This window comes from Corynebacterium cystitidis, assembly GCF_900187295.1.
Lineage (GTDB): Bacteria > Actinomycetota > Actinomycetes > Mycobacteriales > Mycobacteriaceae > Corynebacterium > Corynebacterium cystitidis.
In genome coordinates this window covers 2,419,099-2,435,080 of the sequence record NZ_LT906473.1, presented here as the reverse complement: position 1 = coordinate 2,435,080, position 15,982 = coordinate 2,419,099, and the positions used below count along the sequence as shown (strand labels likewise).

Here is a 15,982-nt window from a genome sequence, read left to right as displayed (position 1 = left end):
GTGAAGTAGTTAACTATCCGGAACTAAAGTAGTCAGAATGGTTCATTTTCCGGTTCCCGGAATTCCTGGGGGCAGGGTTACACGATATTGTCAGAGTGTTGACTGTTTTACGTGAGCAGGCGCACACCAGGCCAGCTGGGGCTTCTGCCACACAGAAAAATCGAAGGAGGGGATCAACGTGTCCACACCAGTAATTCACGACAGCACCGCGCAGGCGCAAGGCGAAGACACCGAAATCCGTGAACAGCGCGAATGGCACCGGCAAGCGTTTGGCATCATACTCGGGCTGGTGCTTGCTGCTTTGGTGTACTTCATCTTCCCGGAGAACGCGCCAGAAACTGTACTGGAATCGGCTGGGGCAGACCCGGAAATCGAATACAGCCACCAAGCGATGCGTGTCGTGCTTGCTACCACGGTCTGGATGGCTGTGTGGTGGATGACAGAGGCGATCCCGCTGGCAGCCACTGCACTGATCCCGATCGCCGTCTTCCCGCTGGCAGGAGTGGCATCCTTCTCCGATGTTGGCTCGCCCTACGCATCATCGACCATCTTTCTGTTCCTCGGCGGCTTCCTGCTGGCCTTAGGGCTGCAGCGGTGGAACGTGCACCGGCGCATCGCACTGCGTGTTGTATTGCTGGTAGGTACCTCCCCGAAGCGATTGATCCTGGGCTTTATGATCGCCACCGGGTTTATGTCTATGTGGGTTTCTAACACGGCTACTGCTGTGGTGATGCTTCCCATCGGTGTCTCCGTGCTGGCCTTGACCGCTGAGACCGTGGGCGGATGGCGTTACCAAAAGAAGTTTGCCACCGGCTTGATGCTGGCCATCGCCTATGCAGCCTCAATCGGCTCACTGGGCACCCTGATCGGTACTCCACCTAACGCGTTGCTGTCTGGTTATATGAAGGAAGCGCACGACATCACCATCGGCTTCGGCCAGTGGATGCTCGTAGGCGTTCCTGTGGCCTTCATTTTCACCATCATTGCGTGGCTCGTTTTGATCACCGTGTTCAAGCCAGAAATGAACGATATCCCAGGTGGTAGGGAATTGATTCGTGGCGAGATCAAAAAGATGGGTCCGTGGACCACGCCACAAGTCATTGCAGCGATCATCTTTGTGTTGGCCGCACTGGCCTGGGTGGTGGTCCCGCTGATCGTCGACAAGTACGCTCCCGACTTCCCCTACAATGACGCCATTGTGGGCATTATTGCCGGTCTGCTCATGTTTACCCTGCCCGCAGACCGGAAGACCGGCGTGCGCGTCCTCGACTGGAAGACCGCCAACGATGTCCCATGGGACGTGCTGTTGCTTTTCGGCGGTGGCCTCTCCCTGTCCTCGATGTTTACCGCAACAGGTCTGTCCCTGTGGATCGGTGAGCAAGCAAAAGCATTAGAGGTCTTGCCAATCTTCCTGCTGATCGGCGCTGTCGCGCTGCTTGTTTTAGTGCTGACAGAGTTCACCTCAAACACCGCAACCGCTGCTACCTTCCTGCCCATCATGGGCGGTGTGGCCGTGGGGATCGGCTTGACCGGCGACGGCAACGACATGAACGTGCTGCTTCTGACTATCCCAGTGGCACTGTCTGCAACCTGTGCTTTCATGCTGCCTGTGGCAACGCCGCCCAACGCAATTGCGTTCGCTTCCGGGTACGTCAAGATTGGCGACATGATCAAAGGTGGTATCTGGCTCAACATCATCGCAGTGATACTGATCACCCTGGCTACCTACTTCATCGCAGTACCGGTGTTCGGATTAGCGTTCTAGACATCCGGGAAACACCACGCAAACGGCTGGTCCCGCCAGCCGTTTTTGTGTTGAAGTGAACTGGGTGTAAACTAGTCATTCGTTGCCAGCAGAGCTGGTAGCGGTTAGCGCCCGTAGCTCAACGGATAGAGCACTTGACTACGGATCAAGAGGTTGGGGGTTCGAATCCCTCCGGGCGCACCACCATTTAGAAAATCTCGATGCGCCCACCCAAGTCTTCCGCCTGCACAAGCTGGCGCACCCAGCCCGGACCACCAGGATGCAGGCGCATCACGGGGCGAGAGGAAATCTTAATCGGAGAGACTGACTCACGACGAGCGCCCGTGCGGGCCTCCAAACGAGTGTGGGCGCGGTGGCCGGCGTCGACAAACTCTGAAATATCCGGATCGGCAGAGTCGAGGTTGTCGCGTGCCTCCTGCAAGATCTCAATCATCTCGTCGAGGGAGTACACCAAAGCTTTCGCATTAGTCTCGCACATAGCGCGCACCAGCTCAGGGGCGGTGCCGGCTACACGGGTCGCGTCCTTAAAGGAGCCTGCAGCCAGCGATTGGGCCAATGTTCCACCATTGTCACCCACGATGGATAGTGCTTCTGCCACCACATGCGGTAGGTGGGATACCCGGCCTACCGCCTCGTCGTGCGCGCGGACCGAGACGGGAATGGCCTCCGCTTTGGCCCCAAGGATGATCTGGACCACGTTGGTGAATAAATCAATCCACTCGGCGGGTACCGGCTGATCCTTCTTTTCGCATTCCAGCGGGTAATCGTAAGTGACAACCCAAGCAGCGCCCTCAAATAAGCCTTCGTGGGAAGCACCCCAACCAGACTTCTCGGTACCAGCCATGGGGTGGCCACCTACGTAGCGGTTTTCCAGCCCGCGCTCCAAGATAAGGTCGTAGACGGGCTTTTTCACGCTCACGACGTCGGTGATACCGCAGCTTGGGGCGTGTTCGACAATAGCGTCAAGGACTTCCGCAACAGCATGCATGGGCACGGCCACGACGATGGTGGCGGCAACCTCTTCTGCGTGCCTCAGCACCTCTTCTAAATTGCCGGAAACTTCGAAGCCTTCCTTGACCGCGGCGCGGGTGCCGGAGACGGATCGGTTGTAGCCGAAAACGGTGTGCTTAGCGTTGACGAGGTCGCGCATCAGCGAACCACCAATCAACCCAAGGCCCACGATACAAATAGGACTGGATACAGGTCGAGAACTCACAGTGACAATAATGTCACATACCGGCTATTCTCACTAGACATGGACACTTCAACGGGCTACCCCGAGGGATTTGCAGTCACCGTTTCCTGGGTGGACGGTGGGTGGAACGTGCGTTCCTTCAAGGACACATTCACCCGAATTTCTCACGCTGTGGAAACCGTGCGTAATTTACGCAGCGAAGGCGCCGCGTTTGCCCTGCTTAACGTTGAGGAAGAGTATTTCGTCATTGTTCGGCCTGGGCCTGACCGCGTCCACGCGTTGTTATCGGATGTCACGATGGCCGTCGATGATGATTACGCTGCCGATATCTGCGATGAGTTGAACATTGGCATCCCGGATGTTGATCCGGACGAACTGGACCACATCGACGGTTGGGCAGACGGTGACTTCGATATCCTCGATGATCTTGGTGTGTCGGAGGAGCTTTTGAGCGTGCTTGCCGACGATCAGGACTCCGACCCGTCTGAAATGATCGAGCGTATCGCCGAGGAACTTGGAATTGTCGACCAGCTTGATGCAGTTCTCTAACAGGTCCCAGCCGCAGCGCCGTGCCGATCAGCGAATGGCCCGTGCCCTCGAAGTGGCGGAAACAACCCCGGAGGGTGATATCCCCGTCGGCGCCGTCATTTTCGGCCCTGACTCCACGGAGGTGGCGTGCGGGGTGAATCGTCGTGAAGCGAATAAAGATCCCACAGCCCATGCCGAGGTTGAAGCGATCCGGGCGGCAGCCAAGGCCCTTGGGACGTGGCGGCTGGATGGCTGTGAACTGGTGGTCACCCTGGAGCCCTGTACGATGTGCGCTGGGGCGATCGTGGGCGCGCGAATAGAAAGCCTCATCTTTGGTGCGTGGGAACCTCGCACGGGTGCGGTGGGTTCGATTGTGGACGTGCTGCGCGACGTGCGACAGCTGCATCAGGTGCAGGTCCGCGCCGGGGTGCGTGCCGACGAATGCGCCGCCCTGCTGGGTGATTTCTTTGACAGCCTGCGTTAATAAAATTGTTATCATGCGGTGACCTAGATCTAGGTACCATGAATGGGGAACTGAAAGTTTTAGATAAAGGAGCACATCATGGCAGATGTAGATAACCAGTTTGAGAAGGCAGGCGGCAAGATCAAGGAAGGCGTTGGCGAAGTTACTGACAACGATTCCATGAAGGATGAGGGCAAGGCTGACCAGACCAAGGCCGATCTCAAGGACAAGATTTCTGAAGCAGGCGACAAGGTCAAGGATGCCGCGAACAAGGTCATTGGTTCTTTCCAGAACGATGACAAGGATAACAAGTAGCGCCAATTTGGAGCTGCAGGCACTGAACCGTTAACCTAGTTGACGGTAGTGTGTCCGAGCGGCCGAAGGTGTTCGACTCGAAATCGAATGTGGGTAAAACCACCGCGGGTTCAAATCCCGCCACTACCGCCAATCGAAAGAAAGCCTCTGACCTGCAGGTCGGGGGCTTTCTTTGTTGAATCCCTTAGAATGGGTTCTCGATTAGACAGACACCCCACAATAGACATACCAAAGACATACCAAGTGAGGAAGTTGAATACTTCGTGGCTAAACTTCTCTTCCGGCTCGGTCGCTGGTCGTATAAACAAAAATGGCGCCTAGTGATCGCATGGCTGGTGCTGCTCATTGCTGCTGCAACGGCGGGTGTGAGCCTGGCTAAGCCATTCACCTCGAACTTCTCCATCTCAGGCACACCGTCGATCAACGCCTTGTACAACCTGGCGGACAACTTTCCTCACCAGACAAATCCGGTGAGTGCACCGGGGGTGAACTTGGTGTTCAAAGCACCCGAAGGTGAAACGCTGGCTGATCCGGCGAACTACGCGGCCATCAACGAGGTCATCGCTTACCTCGAAGATAATCTGGTGATGAAGGATACGGAGCGTTTTGGCAACCCCGTTGATGTTTCGCCTGCCCAGACCGAGGCCATCGTCAAGTTGGAAACCGACATGGGCCTGCCAGAGGAAACCGCACGCCAAGACGCCGCTAATGTGGCGTTGCTTTCCGACGATCAAACAATCGGCTACACCACGTTCAACTTCGATGCGGAGACCAACTACACGGTGGAGCAATCTGATCGTGACATCGTGACAGAGGCGATGGAGATCGGCCGTGACCAGGGCCTGCAGGTGGAGGCCGGCGGCGCCGGTTTTGGTGAACCCATCGAAATTAAATCCACCAGTGAGATCATTGGGCTGATTGTGGCGTTCTTTGTGCTGATTTTCACGTTCGGCTCGCTGATCGCCGCATCCATGCCGGTGATTACGGCCGTCATTGGGGTGGGGATCGGTGTGTTGCTGATCGTCATGGCTACCCACTGGGTTGAGCTCAATGAGATTACCCCGGTGCTGGCAATCATGATTGGCTTGGCTGTGGGCATTGACTACGCCTTATTTATCCTGTCGCGTTATAGGCAAGAGCGACAACGCATGCCCGGCCCCGAGGCCGCCGGTATGGCTGTGGGTACTGCAGGTTCTTCCGTGGTCTTTGCCGGGTTTACGGTGTTTGTGGCCTTGGTGGCACTTGCAATTGCCCGCATTGAGTTCTTGACGTGGATGGGTCTTTCCGCCGCTGTTACGGTGGCGATCGCGGTGCTTGTGTCATTAACCCTCGTGCCTGCTTTGCTTGGCATCTGGGGTGACCGAGCATTTGGGGTGAAAGTACCCGGTGTAGCTGGTAACCCTAGGCGGGGAAAGGCAGAGGGCAAAGATCTCAGCACAGATTCTCTTGGCCGTAAGTGGGTTAACTTTGTGCGGCGCTTCCCTGGGCTTGTCATGGCTGTGGTGGTGCTATTGCTTGGTGCGGCCTCAGCTCCTGTACTAAACATGGAACTATCACTACCTTCGGATTCGACAAGCAATAGGGACACCACCCAGCGCAAGTCGGCTGACATCATGGCTGAAGGTTTTGGTGAAGGTGTCAACGCGCCGTTTCTCGTGATCGTCGATGCGCACAATATCAACCCTGAGGCGCCAGTGTTGCAGCCGTACATGTCTGCGATGGAGGGCACAGAGCCGGTTGAGGCTGCTGCGACAAGTTCGTTCATCTACACCGTGGATGAAATGAAAACTGTCAACGGTGTGAAACACGCCCAGCTGATTGCTGCGAACGATGATATGACGGCCGCACAGGTTCTGGTCACCCCTACTTCTGGGGCGGATGACCAACACACTGTCGCTGTTGCAGAGGCTCTGCGCGCCCAAGGCGAGCAGGTAGCTGATGCCACCGGCGTAGATCTTGGGCTGACAGGCCTGACGGCTGTTCAGATGGACATTACAGAAGAGCTCGAAGACGCTATGCCCCTCTACCTTGCGGTGGTTGTTGGGTTGGCGATCATCTTGTTGCTGTTGGTCTTCCGCTCCATCATGGTGCCGATCGTGGCTGGTCTTGGTTTTCTGCTTTCTGTGGGTGCAGCCTTCGGCATGACAGTGTTGGTGTGGCAGGAAGGTTTGTGGGACTTGGTCAACACCCCGGCCCCGCTGTTGTCATTTATGCCAATCTTCCTGATCGGCGTGACCTTTGGTTTGGCCATGGACTACCAAGTGTTCTTGGTCACGCGGATGAAGGAGCAGTACACCGCGCGCGGCGGTGCCAACTATGAAAAGGGCGTGCTCAAGGCAGTCGAGGAGTCCACGGTGGAGGGCTTCGCCCAGGGTGCCCGCGTGGTCACAGCCGCCGCTGTGATCATGATTGTGGTATTTGTTGCCTTCATTGACCAGCCCTTGCCTTTTATCCAAATCTTCGGTTTTGCCCTGGGCGTAGGAATTTTCTTTGATGCCTTCTTTATCCGCATGGCCTTGGTGCCTGCCACGATGTTTTTGATGGGGCGGGCAACGTGGTGGATCCCGAACTGGTTGGACACGATCTTGCCTAATCTTGATGTTGAGGGCGCTGCTCTGGAAGAAGAGTACGAAGAAAAACTTTTAAGCCAACAGGAAACGAAAGAGCGCGCGGGCCTTGTCTACACTGGTTAACTATGACAAACCAGCCCACAGTGCCCACCGAGCCGACAGCGTCGCTTGACGACGATCTCTCGTTCACCATTGGCGATCGCCTTGAGCAGGGCCCCGGGCGCCATGGCCGAACAGGTGTGATCCACACCCCGCACGGTGAGATCCATACTCCCGCGTTTATCCCCGTAGCCACTAAGGCAACGGTGAAAACATTGACACCTGAGCAGATCCGCAACACCGGCGCGCAGGCCATCTTGTCGAACGCCTACCACCTCTATTTGCAGCCGGGGCACGACATTGTGGATGAGGCAGGTGGCTTGGCCCGGTTCTCAAACTGGCACGGGCCCACCTATACAGACTCCGGTGGTTTCCAGGTGATGAGCCTGGGTGTGGGGTTCAAAAAGGTGCTGGCCATGGACACTGCAAAACTCAGCCACGAGGACATTCGCGCGAAGGATAAAGAGCGCATGGCGCATGTCGACGATAACGGCGTGGATTTTAAGAGTTTCATTGATGGTTCCTCACACCGCTTTACCCCTGAGGTGTCAATGCAAATCCAGCACGGTTTGGGTGCTGATATCCTCTTCGCATTCGATGAGCTGACCACTCTCGTCGATACGCGTGAATACCAGGAAGAATCGGTGGAACGCACGCGCCGTTGGGCCAAGCGCTGCATTGACGAACATACGCGGCTGACACGATTGCGCAGCGCACGGCCAAAGCAGTCCCTGTGGGGTGTGGTGCAAGGCGCGCAGTACGAGGATCTTCGCAGGCAAGCAACCCGGGGCCTGCTTGAGCTGGATCGGCAGGCGCGCATGGAGGGCAAGCGCGGTTTCGGCGGATTTGGGATCGGTGGGGCAATTGAGAAGGAAAACTTGGGAACCATCGTGGGATGGGTCACCGATGAGTTACCGGAAGATAAGCCGCGCCACCTACTAGGGATTTCTGAGCCTGATGATATTTTCGCTGCTGTTGAGGCAGGGGCTGATACTTTTGACTGTGTAGCGCCGACACGCCTGGGCCGTCACGGCGGTGTTTATACGTTGGATGGTCGGCTGAATCTGACTGGTGCGCGTTTCAAACGGGATTTCCGCGGTGTGGACGAGGAGTTCGGTGGCTATGTTTCGCAGAATTATTCGCGGGCCTATATCCATCATCTGCTTAAAGCGAAGGAATTTTTGGCAGGCACGTTGTGTACTATGCACAATCTGGAATTTATGATCCGCCTGGTAGATAATATTCGCCAGTCGATCCAGCAGGGCCGCTTTGAGGAATACCGCGATTCCTTCCTTGCGCGTTACTACCGCGCGATATAAATATCGCGCGACAGGTTTAAGCGCGTGCTACAGGTGTGTGCGGCCCTACCTCTTGGGCTGCCTGTTCGCGTGTGCGTACCCAGTTGATAACGGCGTAGGTCAGCGGCAGAAGCACTACTTCAAGCAGGGTTTTCCACAAGAAACCGACAATTACGAAGTTGAGGAAGTCTGCGGTGGTGGAAATCCCGATCACCGGTGCTGCGATAGTGCAAAAGATTAATGTATCGCCAAACTCGCCCACCGCTGTGGATCCAATCAGCCGGGCCCACATATTGCGCTGCCCAAGTTTTTCTTTCATCTTCACCAACACCCATGCATTCAGCAGCTGGCCGACGAGGTAGCCGGCCAGTGAAGCTGCGACAATCTGGGGTACCAGCCCAAGGATGAGTGCGAATTCCTCCTGGTGCGGGTAAAACTTAGCCGCTGGCAGCCAAATGGCGATATAAAAGGCCGCAACCGCCAAGAGGGTGGTGGCAAAACCGGTGAGGATGGCGCGTCGTGAAGCGCGAAAACCGTAGACCTCTGCCAGCACATCGCCCAGAATATAGGACAGTGGGAAAAGGAAGAAGGCGCCGTCTGTGACGAAGGGGCCAAGCTCAACCCCTTTGGAGGCGGTGATATTGGAGATCAAGAACACCGCCACGAAGATGGAGACAACAACCGGATACGGTGAACGCGTCACATACTGCATGGGGCTATTGTGGCACACATGGTTGCGGATTCTGCCGGGCGCTACGCCCCTTCACCCAGCGGCGATTTACATCTGGGTAATTTACGCACCGCCGTGGTGGCGTGGTTAGTTGCGCGGAGCAGCGGGCGGAAGTTTGTGCTGCGGGTAGAAGATATTGACACGGCGCGTTCCTCACAAGAGTCCGCGCAGCGCCAGATTGAGGATCTGCAGGCACTAGGGATTGACTGGGATGGGGAGATACTGTACCAATCTGATCGTTTTTCGGCTTACCAACAAGCCCTGGATTTTCTGAAAGCGCGCGGTTTGGTGTACGAGTGTTATTGCTCCCGCAAAGAGATCCGGGAGGCAGCGTCGGCTCCTCATGTGCCACACGGAATGTATCCGGGAACCTGCCGTGACCTGAGCCAGTCCCAGCGCCAGCGGCGCCGGGCCGAGTTGGAGCAGCAAGGCAGAGTACCTGCGTTGCGGTTGCGTGCGGAGGTAGATACGTGGACTGTGCACGATGAGTTTGCAGGTGAGCTGACTTCGCCTATCGACGACGTGGTGTTACAGCGTGGGGGAAACCGTAACCAAGCGCGGGACTGGGCCTACAACTTGGCTGTTGTGGTCGACGATGCGTTTCAGCATGTTGATCATGTGGTGCGTGGCGACGATCTGCTTAGCCAGGCGCCTGCTCAGGGTTACCTTGCTCATGTCTTAAGTGTTCCACAGGTTAGTTATGTGCATGTTCCCTTGGTTCTTAATGTTCAAGGGCGGCGTTTAGCAAAGCGGGACGGGGCTGTTACCCTCCGCGAGTTGGTGCCTAGTGTTGGGGTCTCTGGTGTTGTCGAGTGGATTGGGGAATCTCTCGGGGTTGCGGGGGCGCGCACGATTGAGGCTATTGCCAGCGGGTTTGAGCTGGAAGCAGTGCCTCGCGCACCGGTAATATTCGATGTTGAGGCTGTGTGAATTCCTGGCGGGCTAGGGGGTTGATGGAGGTAAGGTTCCGTCGGGAACTAATTTTGTCATATACCCAGGGGGTATAGGGTCTGTTTTATAGTTAAACCATCATTAGCCTACCCCCATTTAGAACACAGGCTTTTCACAGAGATTGACCGCGTTGGAAAGTTGTTAGATGATCGAGAACGTAAGAATCCGGTGAGTTTTCCTTCAGTGAGAAGGTAGAAGGAAAGAAAGGGAGAGAAATTGGGATTTTTAACCCAAACAACCACGAGAAGGAAAGGGCTAACGGCTGTCATCGTCGCGCTGATAAGCGTCGTAGCCCTTTTTACGAGTGTCCTGTCCGCGCCCCAGGCTTCCGCGCAAGAGGTACAGTACAAGCTGTACGCTCTAAACTCCTCTGAGTTTCAGGGCTACGGTAAAGCTCGAATCATGAGAGTAGATGGCACCATCGTCTACTGTTACAACATGAACCAGCTGGCCCCAGTTCACTTGTTCCTGGCGAAGAAGATGATCGCCACGGGTAATGTGTTCACTGAATCAGCTTCAAATCCGCGTATCGGGGGCGAAGAGCTTGAGAAGAACATTCTCGAAGTTCTGGAAACAGGCTTCGGTAATGACAAGTTGGGCCTGCAGCAGCGGTACGGGCTAAGTGACTTAGAGTTTTATGGCGCAACCCAGTATGCGGTGTGGTACTACACCGACTCGCACGGACCGCACTATTTTGAAGACAGCAAGGTGCAAAAGGTTTATGAGATTCTGATTGGTGGGGGTGGTGAGGCTCGCGCGTCAGTGGCAAGCCACCAGGCGTTAGAGATCTACCTTACGAAGCGGAGAGTGCACCAGAATCTTCTGACAGTCACCCGCGTTGACAAAGATACCGGCGAAGAGATCGAAGAAACCGAAACGCCAACACCAGAACCGACTCCGGAACCAACACCAGAACCAACACCAGAACCAACACCGAAACCAACACCGAAACCAACACCGAAACCAACACCAGAGCCAACACCAGAGCCAACACCAGTTGGTTCTTCTGGTGAATCCTCAAAGCTTCTTGGTGCCGGATCCTCCCTCGGAGTAGAAGGTGAAGGTAAAGGTATGTCCTCCGGGCTGATCGAAGATGGCGATGCGCAGGGTTCAGCAACGGTAGCAGGCTCCACAGCTTTAGGTAGCTCCCTCCTTCCAGGCGGCCTTATCGCTCTACTCGTATCAGTGCTCGGACTCTCAGGAACAACCTCTCTCGTTTCCAGCGTTGATGGTGGCAATGACGACACCTCCAAGGACGGCAAAGATGACTCCTCCAAGTCTGGTTCTTCCGGTACTGAGAGTGGGGATGCAGGCTCTGCTTCATCTCTCGGTTCCTCTAACGAAACCGGTGGCAAGGGGCAGGTTGGCTCCTCCGTCCTGCAGTCCTTGACAACACAGGGTGGCTCATCTGGCGAAACCGGTGGCAAGAGCGAAGGCGGCATTTCTGGGGGCGGCTCCAAGGGCGGCTCCTCCAAGTCTGGTTCTTCCGGTACTGAGAGTGGGGATGCAGGCTCTGCTTCATCTCTCGGTTCTTCTAACGAAACCGGTGGCGAGGGGCAGGTTGGCTCCTCCGTCCTGCAGTCCTTGACAACACAGGGCGGTTCATCTGGTGCTGCAAAGTGCGTAGCAGGCGGATCAAGCTTCGATGGTCCATTCGCGTTCTTGATTCCTCTAGGACTGCTTGTTGCACTCGGCGGATCGACTGTAGGTATGTTCGCACCACAGATCAATGCGCTGATTGCTCAAATTAACTCTCAGTTCCAACAGAACATGCCTTCCATCGATACCGGCGGTAGCTCTGTTGACACCGAAATTGCAGGCGGTTCCTCAGGCGAGCTCGCTGCAGTCGCACAGCAGCTTTCTAAGATCAACCCAGCACTCGGTTCCACTGCCGTCGGCGCGCTGATGGTGGCGATCGGTGTCGGGTCCTCCAGCCTTGATTGGAATACACCTGGCTGTGAAGCTGTATTTGAGGGTGAATTCTCCAAGACAGATGGCGCGGACATTAAAAGCTAAGCACGGCTAACCCCAAATCAAAGCAAAAAATTACGCATGGTTCCGGTCTTACCCCGGACCCATGCGTTTTTCTAGTTTAAATTGAATTATGAAGGCTCCGATATACGATTACGGGCTGCCGTCGACAACAATTTCTTTGCTTTGGGGAGGAGAGGACCTTCTGACAACGGTATCTTAAAGTAGGGCCGGTGGGTCTCTGAACCGACAGTGGCCAGGGTCGGCTCCTTGATCCGATGACTGCTGTGCGCTCCGGTAGCCCTGCAGAACTACCAGTAGAAAACTTTATGTCTAACCTGACCTATGTCATGAGGGTGTGGCCAATTTAACTCTTGATATGTAGGTCTGGGGTTTGATACGGAGGTCGGCCTGGCTGTCGCACTTTTCGGAACTAAGAAGACGTGAGTCGGGAAACGATTCAACAACACACTCAGCACAATGTCACATTCGGCCGACAAACAGGCCTTCTGCCCAGGGGTACCGCGTGGTTTGTCGGCCGTAAAGAGCATCCGGGGCTGTCGCTCTAAGTAGCCAAGGAGGCCTTGAGCGCTGCGATTATCTCTTCTCCGTACCACTGGGAGTAACCCAGGTACCTGATGTCTAACGACGAACCGCGCTGATGCAGTCTCATCAGCCTTTGGAATGCCTCCAATGAGCTTCTCTATGTCGGAGCCACCGTATCTGTCTAATGGACCCTTCGTGGAGCAGGTTTGGCCCAAAAGAGAACGATATGCTGGGCTAAGCCCTTGAGCTCCTTACAACCGAGCGGTGACAGACACAATCCCGAGTGGCAAAACACCGCATAGCAGGGCTTAAAACTTGCTATGCGGTGTTGGAGCCCAGCCAAGCTATGACAGGGGTTCGCGTCCTGACTGGCCATCATTTGCGGAGGATGTGGGATTTGAACCCACGAGGGGATCGCTCCCCGCACGCGTTCCAGGCGTGTGACATAGGCCGCTAGTCGAATCCTCCAAGCGACGATAACGTCGGATTCTTACTCTAGTTCACGGCCGAAAGAATAACAAAAGACCAGTTTAATCACTATTTTTAGGAGGTGCGTACCAGTATTTGGCAATGCTGGCTAGCTTGACTAAAGTGGTGGCTAGGATCTCACGCGGTGTGTATCTTGTGAACTCCCCCAGGGCAGGAATGCAGCAAGGGTCAGCGAGCTCTAACAGGTGCGTGAGGTCCCTTAAATTTTCTCCCACTGTGCAACCTGGGGAAGCAAAAACCCGGACCCTCAGAAACGATCCTGAGCATCCGGGTTACGTCTTGCCACACCGGTGGTATTAAGCGCTAGCCATCGTGGCGTAGGAACTTCAGTGCGTAGTCAAAGATCTTTGTCACTGTGAAGTCGTCCTCAGCACCGGTAGATGCAGTGATCAGCAACTCGCGGAGTTCTTCGGTGGACTTGCCCTCAATAAGGCTCTTTTCATCACTGTCGTCGAGGTAAGTCTTGAAGTGCCCTACAAGCTTCTCCGCTGGAACATCTTTGAAGATATCCCACAAATCAACGTGTGCCATAAAAACTCTCTTTCTTGTGGTGTCAGCCCAGTGGCGTGGTAATTAAAGGTCCAGAACAAGCTTCTTGCCGCCACAGCCGCGGGAGACACACGTCATGATGGCATTATTCGCCTTCTTTTCCTTCTCGGTGAACACCGCATCACGGTGCTCAGCCTCACCAGAGACAATACCCACCTCGCAGGTACCACACAGGCCTTCACGGCATTCCGCGTACAGCTCAACACCGGCGTTCTCAAGAGTTTCTAGCAGAGTCATATTCGCTGGAACCTCGTACTCAACGCCAGTCGAGTTCAGCTCTACCGTAAACGGTTTATTCTTCGAAGGATCCAGCAGGGTAGTCGCAGTGAAAGACTCGCGGCGAACGGTATCCTCAGGCCAGTGTTTGGTTACTTCAAGAACCTCGTTGGTGAAGCGGTCTGGGCCACAGGTCAACAGCTGGACACCTTCCTCGTAGCGGTCTGCGAACTGCGAGATATCCATGCGGTTATCTTCATCGGAGATGTACAAGGTGGAGTTAGAACCATGGTCGCGGACAATGTCCTCGATATAGCTCATCTTCGTCTTCGAGGAGCCCGAGTAGTGCAACTCGTAATCAATGCCCTCACGCTTAGCCTCATCAGCCATTGCCAGCATAGGGGTTACGCCGATACCTGCACCAACCAGAATGAGCTTCTTGGTGTCTACGCCGAAACGGAAGTTGTTACGGGGGCCACGGACTCGGACGATCGAACCTTCCTTGACGTTTTCGTGGATCCACTTGGAACCGCCACGAGATTCGTCTTCCAGCTGCACCGCGATCTCCCAAGATTTTGGTGTCATACGAACAAGGGAATACTGGCGGTTAAGTTCACCGGCTTCAATTTCAATATGGGCACCAGAGAATGCCTGTGGAAGATCCACATCATCGGTAGGTTCGAGAACAATCTTCATAATCTTCTCGGTAACCTTCTCTACCTGAGCAACACGCATCTCACGGGTCTTCAGCTCACGTGAAGGGCCGTTGTAGATGATCTCTGGATCATTCTCATTATCAATCGGCGCGGTGCGCTCTGGGTTCTTCTCTGGGTCCCAGGTGACCATGATGGACTGTGGGCCACGGAAGGACACCGATGGCAGGCGGCCGAAGTCTTGGTTCGGATCCATCTCCATATGTGGCAGGCGCTTAAGTAGCTGCTGCATCAGCATCTGAATCTGCAGACGTGCCAGGTTGCGGCCCATGCACAGGTGCATACCGTAACCAAAGAGCAGGTGCTTGGTCACATTATCGCGGTACAGGTCGAAAGTGTGAGGGTCCGGGAACATTTCCGGGTCACGGTTGGCTGCAGAAGTGACCAGCAAAACACGCTCACCGGCAGGGATGGTCACGCCACGGACTTCAACGTCCCTAACGGTGCGGCGGCGCCATGCGTGAGAACCACCGTTGAGGCGGAAGGACTCTTCAATCGCGTTGGGAATCAGTTCCGGCTTATCTTTTAGCAGGTTCCAGATATCTGGGCGCTCGGTGAACAAGTAGATCAGCAGGTTCGATACCGAGTTAGCGGTAGTATCGTGCGCTGCGGTCACTGCAGACATGGTCTTGGAACGCAGATAGTACATGGGAACAGACTCTGGGTCCTCGCGGTGGGCGCGGATGGAGTGTGGTACCCAACCGGTGCCTGGCTCCTTCTCTTCTGCCAACAACAGCTTGTTCAAAACGCGCTGAGAGTGCTGCCAGAACTTGCCGTTGGTGATAGCCACCTGAGTCTGAGTCTCCGGGGTGGTCTTCCCCCAGGTTGCTGTTGCATGGCCCATGGAGTACTCATGGATCTTCTCCATATCGTCGGCTGGAACACCCATGAACTGCAGTGCCACGGTCAGCGGCGAGATGTACAGCAGCTCCTTGAAGATATCCACTTCACCTTTATCAATGAAATTATCGATATAAGAATCAACGGTTGCACGCACAGTTGGCTCGAGTTTACGCAGCTCTTCGACCATAAAAGGCTGTTCTAGGGCGCGACGGCGTGGGTTGTGGACAGGCTGGTCTGTGTTCACGATTGTGTCACGGAAGTCGTAGCCGTAATCATCCAGAATCTTCTGGTTATCTGGGGTGATCGGAACTGCCTTCTCCAAGGCTGTGTGTGCGGAGAAGTTGTCAGTGTCCTTGAAGATCTTGAGGCAATCCTCGTAACGGGTAACAACCCAGTAGCCAGACTTGTGGGAGTAGAAAACCGGCTGATTTTGGAAGGCCCATTCGGAGTGCTTCCATGGGTCATCGACGAATTCCTGGCTCAGGAAGTCGAAATTCTCGTCGGCACCGTCACCTGGAGTGCCGAAAACTTCTAGGGCCTCCTCGCGGGTCAAGGTGTCCATCTCGCCATTGAGGTATGGGCACTTGGTCTCGGCGGCGTTGGGGTCGTCTGCTTGACCTGCTTTATTCAGCTGGTCAATCATGTTATTCACATCGGTCATGATGTCTCCCCTCCTACTGGGGTTGTGTTCCGTAAGCCAAGAAGGCGAACGTCTGTGTCCTGAGTTACATGTTCGACACT

At 55.2% G+C, this 15,982-nt stretch carries 12 protein-coding genes, 3 tRNA genes and 1 other RNA gene; 11 read left to right on the top strand and 5 right to left on the bottom strand.

What is annotated here, in order from left to right; genetic code table 11:
• The first annotated feature begins 178 nt into the window (after positions 1-178).
• Positions 179-1,765 (top strand): SLC13 family permease, encoded by a 1,587-nt coding sequence (locus CKV99_RS11530; protein ID WP_092259001.1) that lies wholly within the window; start codon positions 179-181, stop codon positions 1,763-1,765.
• Between the two features lie 107 nt (positions 1,766-1,872).
• Positions 1,873-1,948, top strand: a tRNA-Arg gene (locus tag CKV99_RS11525).
• 4 nt (positions 1,949-1,952) lie between these two features.
• On the opposite strand, the gene CKV99_RS11520 is transcribed toward CKV99_RS11525, so the two are convergent.
• A complete protein-coding gene (locus CKV99_RS11520) occupies positions 1,953-2,981 on the bottom strand; it encodes a prephenate dehydrogenase (protein ID WP_092259004.1) in 1,029 nt (342 codons plus the stop codon).
• A gap of 39 nt (positions 2,982-3,020) precedes the next feature.
• Between CKV99_RS11520 and CKV99_RS11515 the strand changes: the two genes are divergently transcribed.
• The 6 genes from CKV99_RS11515 to tgt all read left to right on the top strand — a co-directional run bounded on the left by CKV99_RS11515 (position 3,021) and on the right by tgt (position 8,254).
• Positions 3,021-3,509, top strand: a complete 489-nt coding sequence (locus CKV99_RS11515) for a tRNA adenosine deaminase-associated protein (protein WP_092259007.1) — start codon at positions 3,021-3,023, stop codon at positions 3,507-3,509.
• A complete protein-coding gene (locus CKV99_RS11510; protein ID WP_408607563.1) occupies positions 3,496-3,972 on the top strand; it encodes a nucleoside deaminase in 477 nt (158 codons plus the stop codon). Before CKV99_RS11515 ends, CKV99_RS11510 begins: the two co-directional genes overlap by 14 nt.
• Before the next feature lie 78 nt (positions 3,973-4,050).
• Positions 4,051-4,266, top strand: a complete 216-nt coding sequence (locus CKV99_RS11505; protein WP_092259010.1) for a CsbD family protein — start codon at positions 4,051-4,053, stop codon at positions 4,264-4,266.
• A 44-nt stretch (positions 4,267-4,310) separates the two neighbouring features.
• Positions 4,311-4,398: transfer RNA gene (locus CKV99_RS11500), tRNA-Ser, on the top strand.
• Positions 4,399-4,529: 131 nt separating this feature from the next.
• Complete coding sequence (locus tag CKV99_RS11495; protein ID WP_092259013.1) at positions 4,530-6,959, top strand: MMPL family transporter; 2,430 nt, start codon at positions 4,530-4,532, stop codon at positions 6,957-6,959.
• A gap of 2 nt (positions 6,960-6,961) precedes the next feature.
• Positions 6,962-8,254: a tRNA guanosine(34) transglycosylase Tgt gene (tgt, locus tag CKV99_RS11490; RefSeq protein WP_092259016.1), complete on the top strand. Its 1,293-nt coding sequence runs from the start codon at positions 6,962-6,964 to the stop codon at positions 8,252-8,254.
• 16 nt (positions 8,255-8,270) lie between these two features.
• On the opposite strand, the gene CKV99_RS11485 is transcribed toward tgt, so the two are convergent.
• Positions 8,271-8,945 carry a queuosine precursor transporter gene (locus CKV99_RS11485; protein WP_092259019.1) on the bottom strand — a complete coding sequence of 225 codons (675 nt, stop codon included), beginning with the start codon at positions 8,943-8,945 and terminating at the stop codon, positions 8,271-8,273.
• Between the two features lie 18 nt (positions 8,946-8,963).
• Here CKV99_RS11485 and gluQRS point away from each other — a divergent pair, with 18 nt between their 5' ends.
• Positions 8,964-9,893 carry a tRNA glutamyl-Q(34) synthetase GluQRS gene (gene gluQRS / locus CKV99_RS11480; RefSeq protein ID WP_092259273.1) on the top strand — a complete coding sequence of 310 codons (930 nt, stop codon included), beginning with the start codon at positions 8,964-8,966 and terminating at the stop codon, positions 9,891-9,893.
• A 237-nt stretch (positions 9,894-10,130) separates the two neighbouring features.
• On the top strand, positions 10,131-11,930 hold the full coding sequence (locus tag CKV99_RS11475) for a thioester-forming surface-anchored protein (RefSeq protein ID WP_094030721.1): 1,800 nt from the start codon (positions 10,131-10,133) through the stop codon (positions 11,928-11,930).
• Positions 11,931-12,813: 883 nt separating this feature from the next.
• Here the strand turns inward: CKV99_RS11475 and CKV99_RS11470 are convergent.
• Positions 12,814-12,899 (bottom strand) — tRNA-Ser (locus CKV99_RS11470).
• Positions 12,900-13,028: 129 nt separating this feature from the next.
• Here CKV99_RS11470 and ffs point away from each other — a divergent pair.
• An RNA gene (ffs, locus tag CKV99_RS11465) (signal recognition particle sRNA small type) lies at positions 13,029-13,125 on the top strand.
• A 98-nt stretch (positions 13,126-13,223) separates the two neighbouring features.
• On the opposite strand, the gene CKV99_RS11460 is transcribed toward ffs, so the two are convergent.
• Both CKV99_RS11460 and CKV99_RS11455 read right to left on the bottom strand, forming a co-directional pair.
• A complete protein-coding gene (locus CKV99_RS11460) occupies positions 13,224-13,451 on the bottom strand; it encodes a hypothetical protein (RefSeq protein WP_092259025.1) in 228 nt (75 codons plus the stop codon).
• A gap of 42 nt (positions 13,452-13,493) precedes the next feature.
• Positions 13,494-15,902, bottom strand: a complete 2,409-nt coding sequence (locus CKV99_RS11455) for a cytochrome P450/oxidoreductase (protein ID WP_092259028.1) — start codon at positions 15,900-15,902, stop codon at positions 13,494-13,496.
• Between the last annotated feature and the right edge of the window lie 80 nt (positions 15,903-15,982).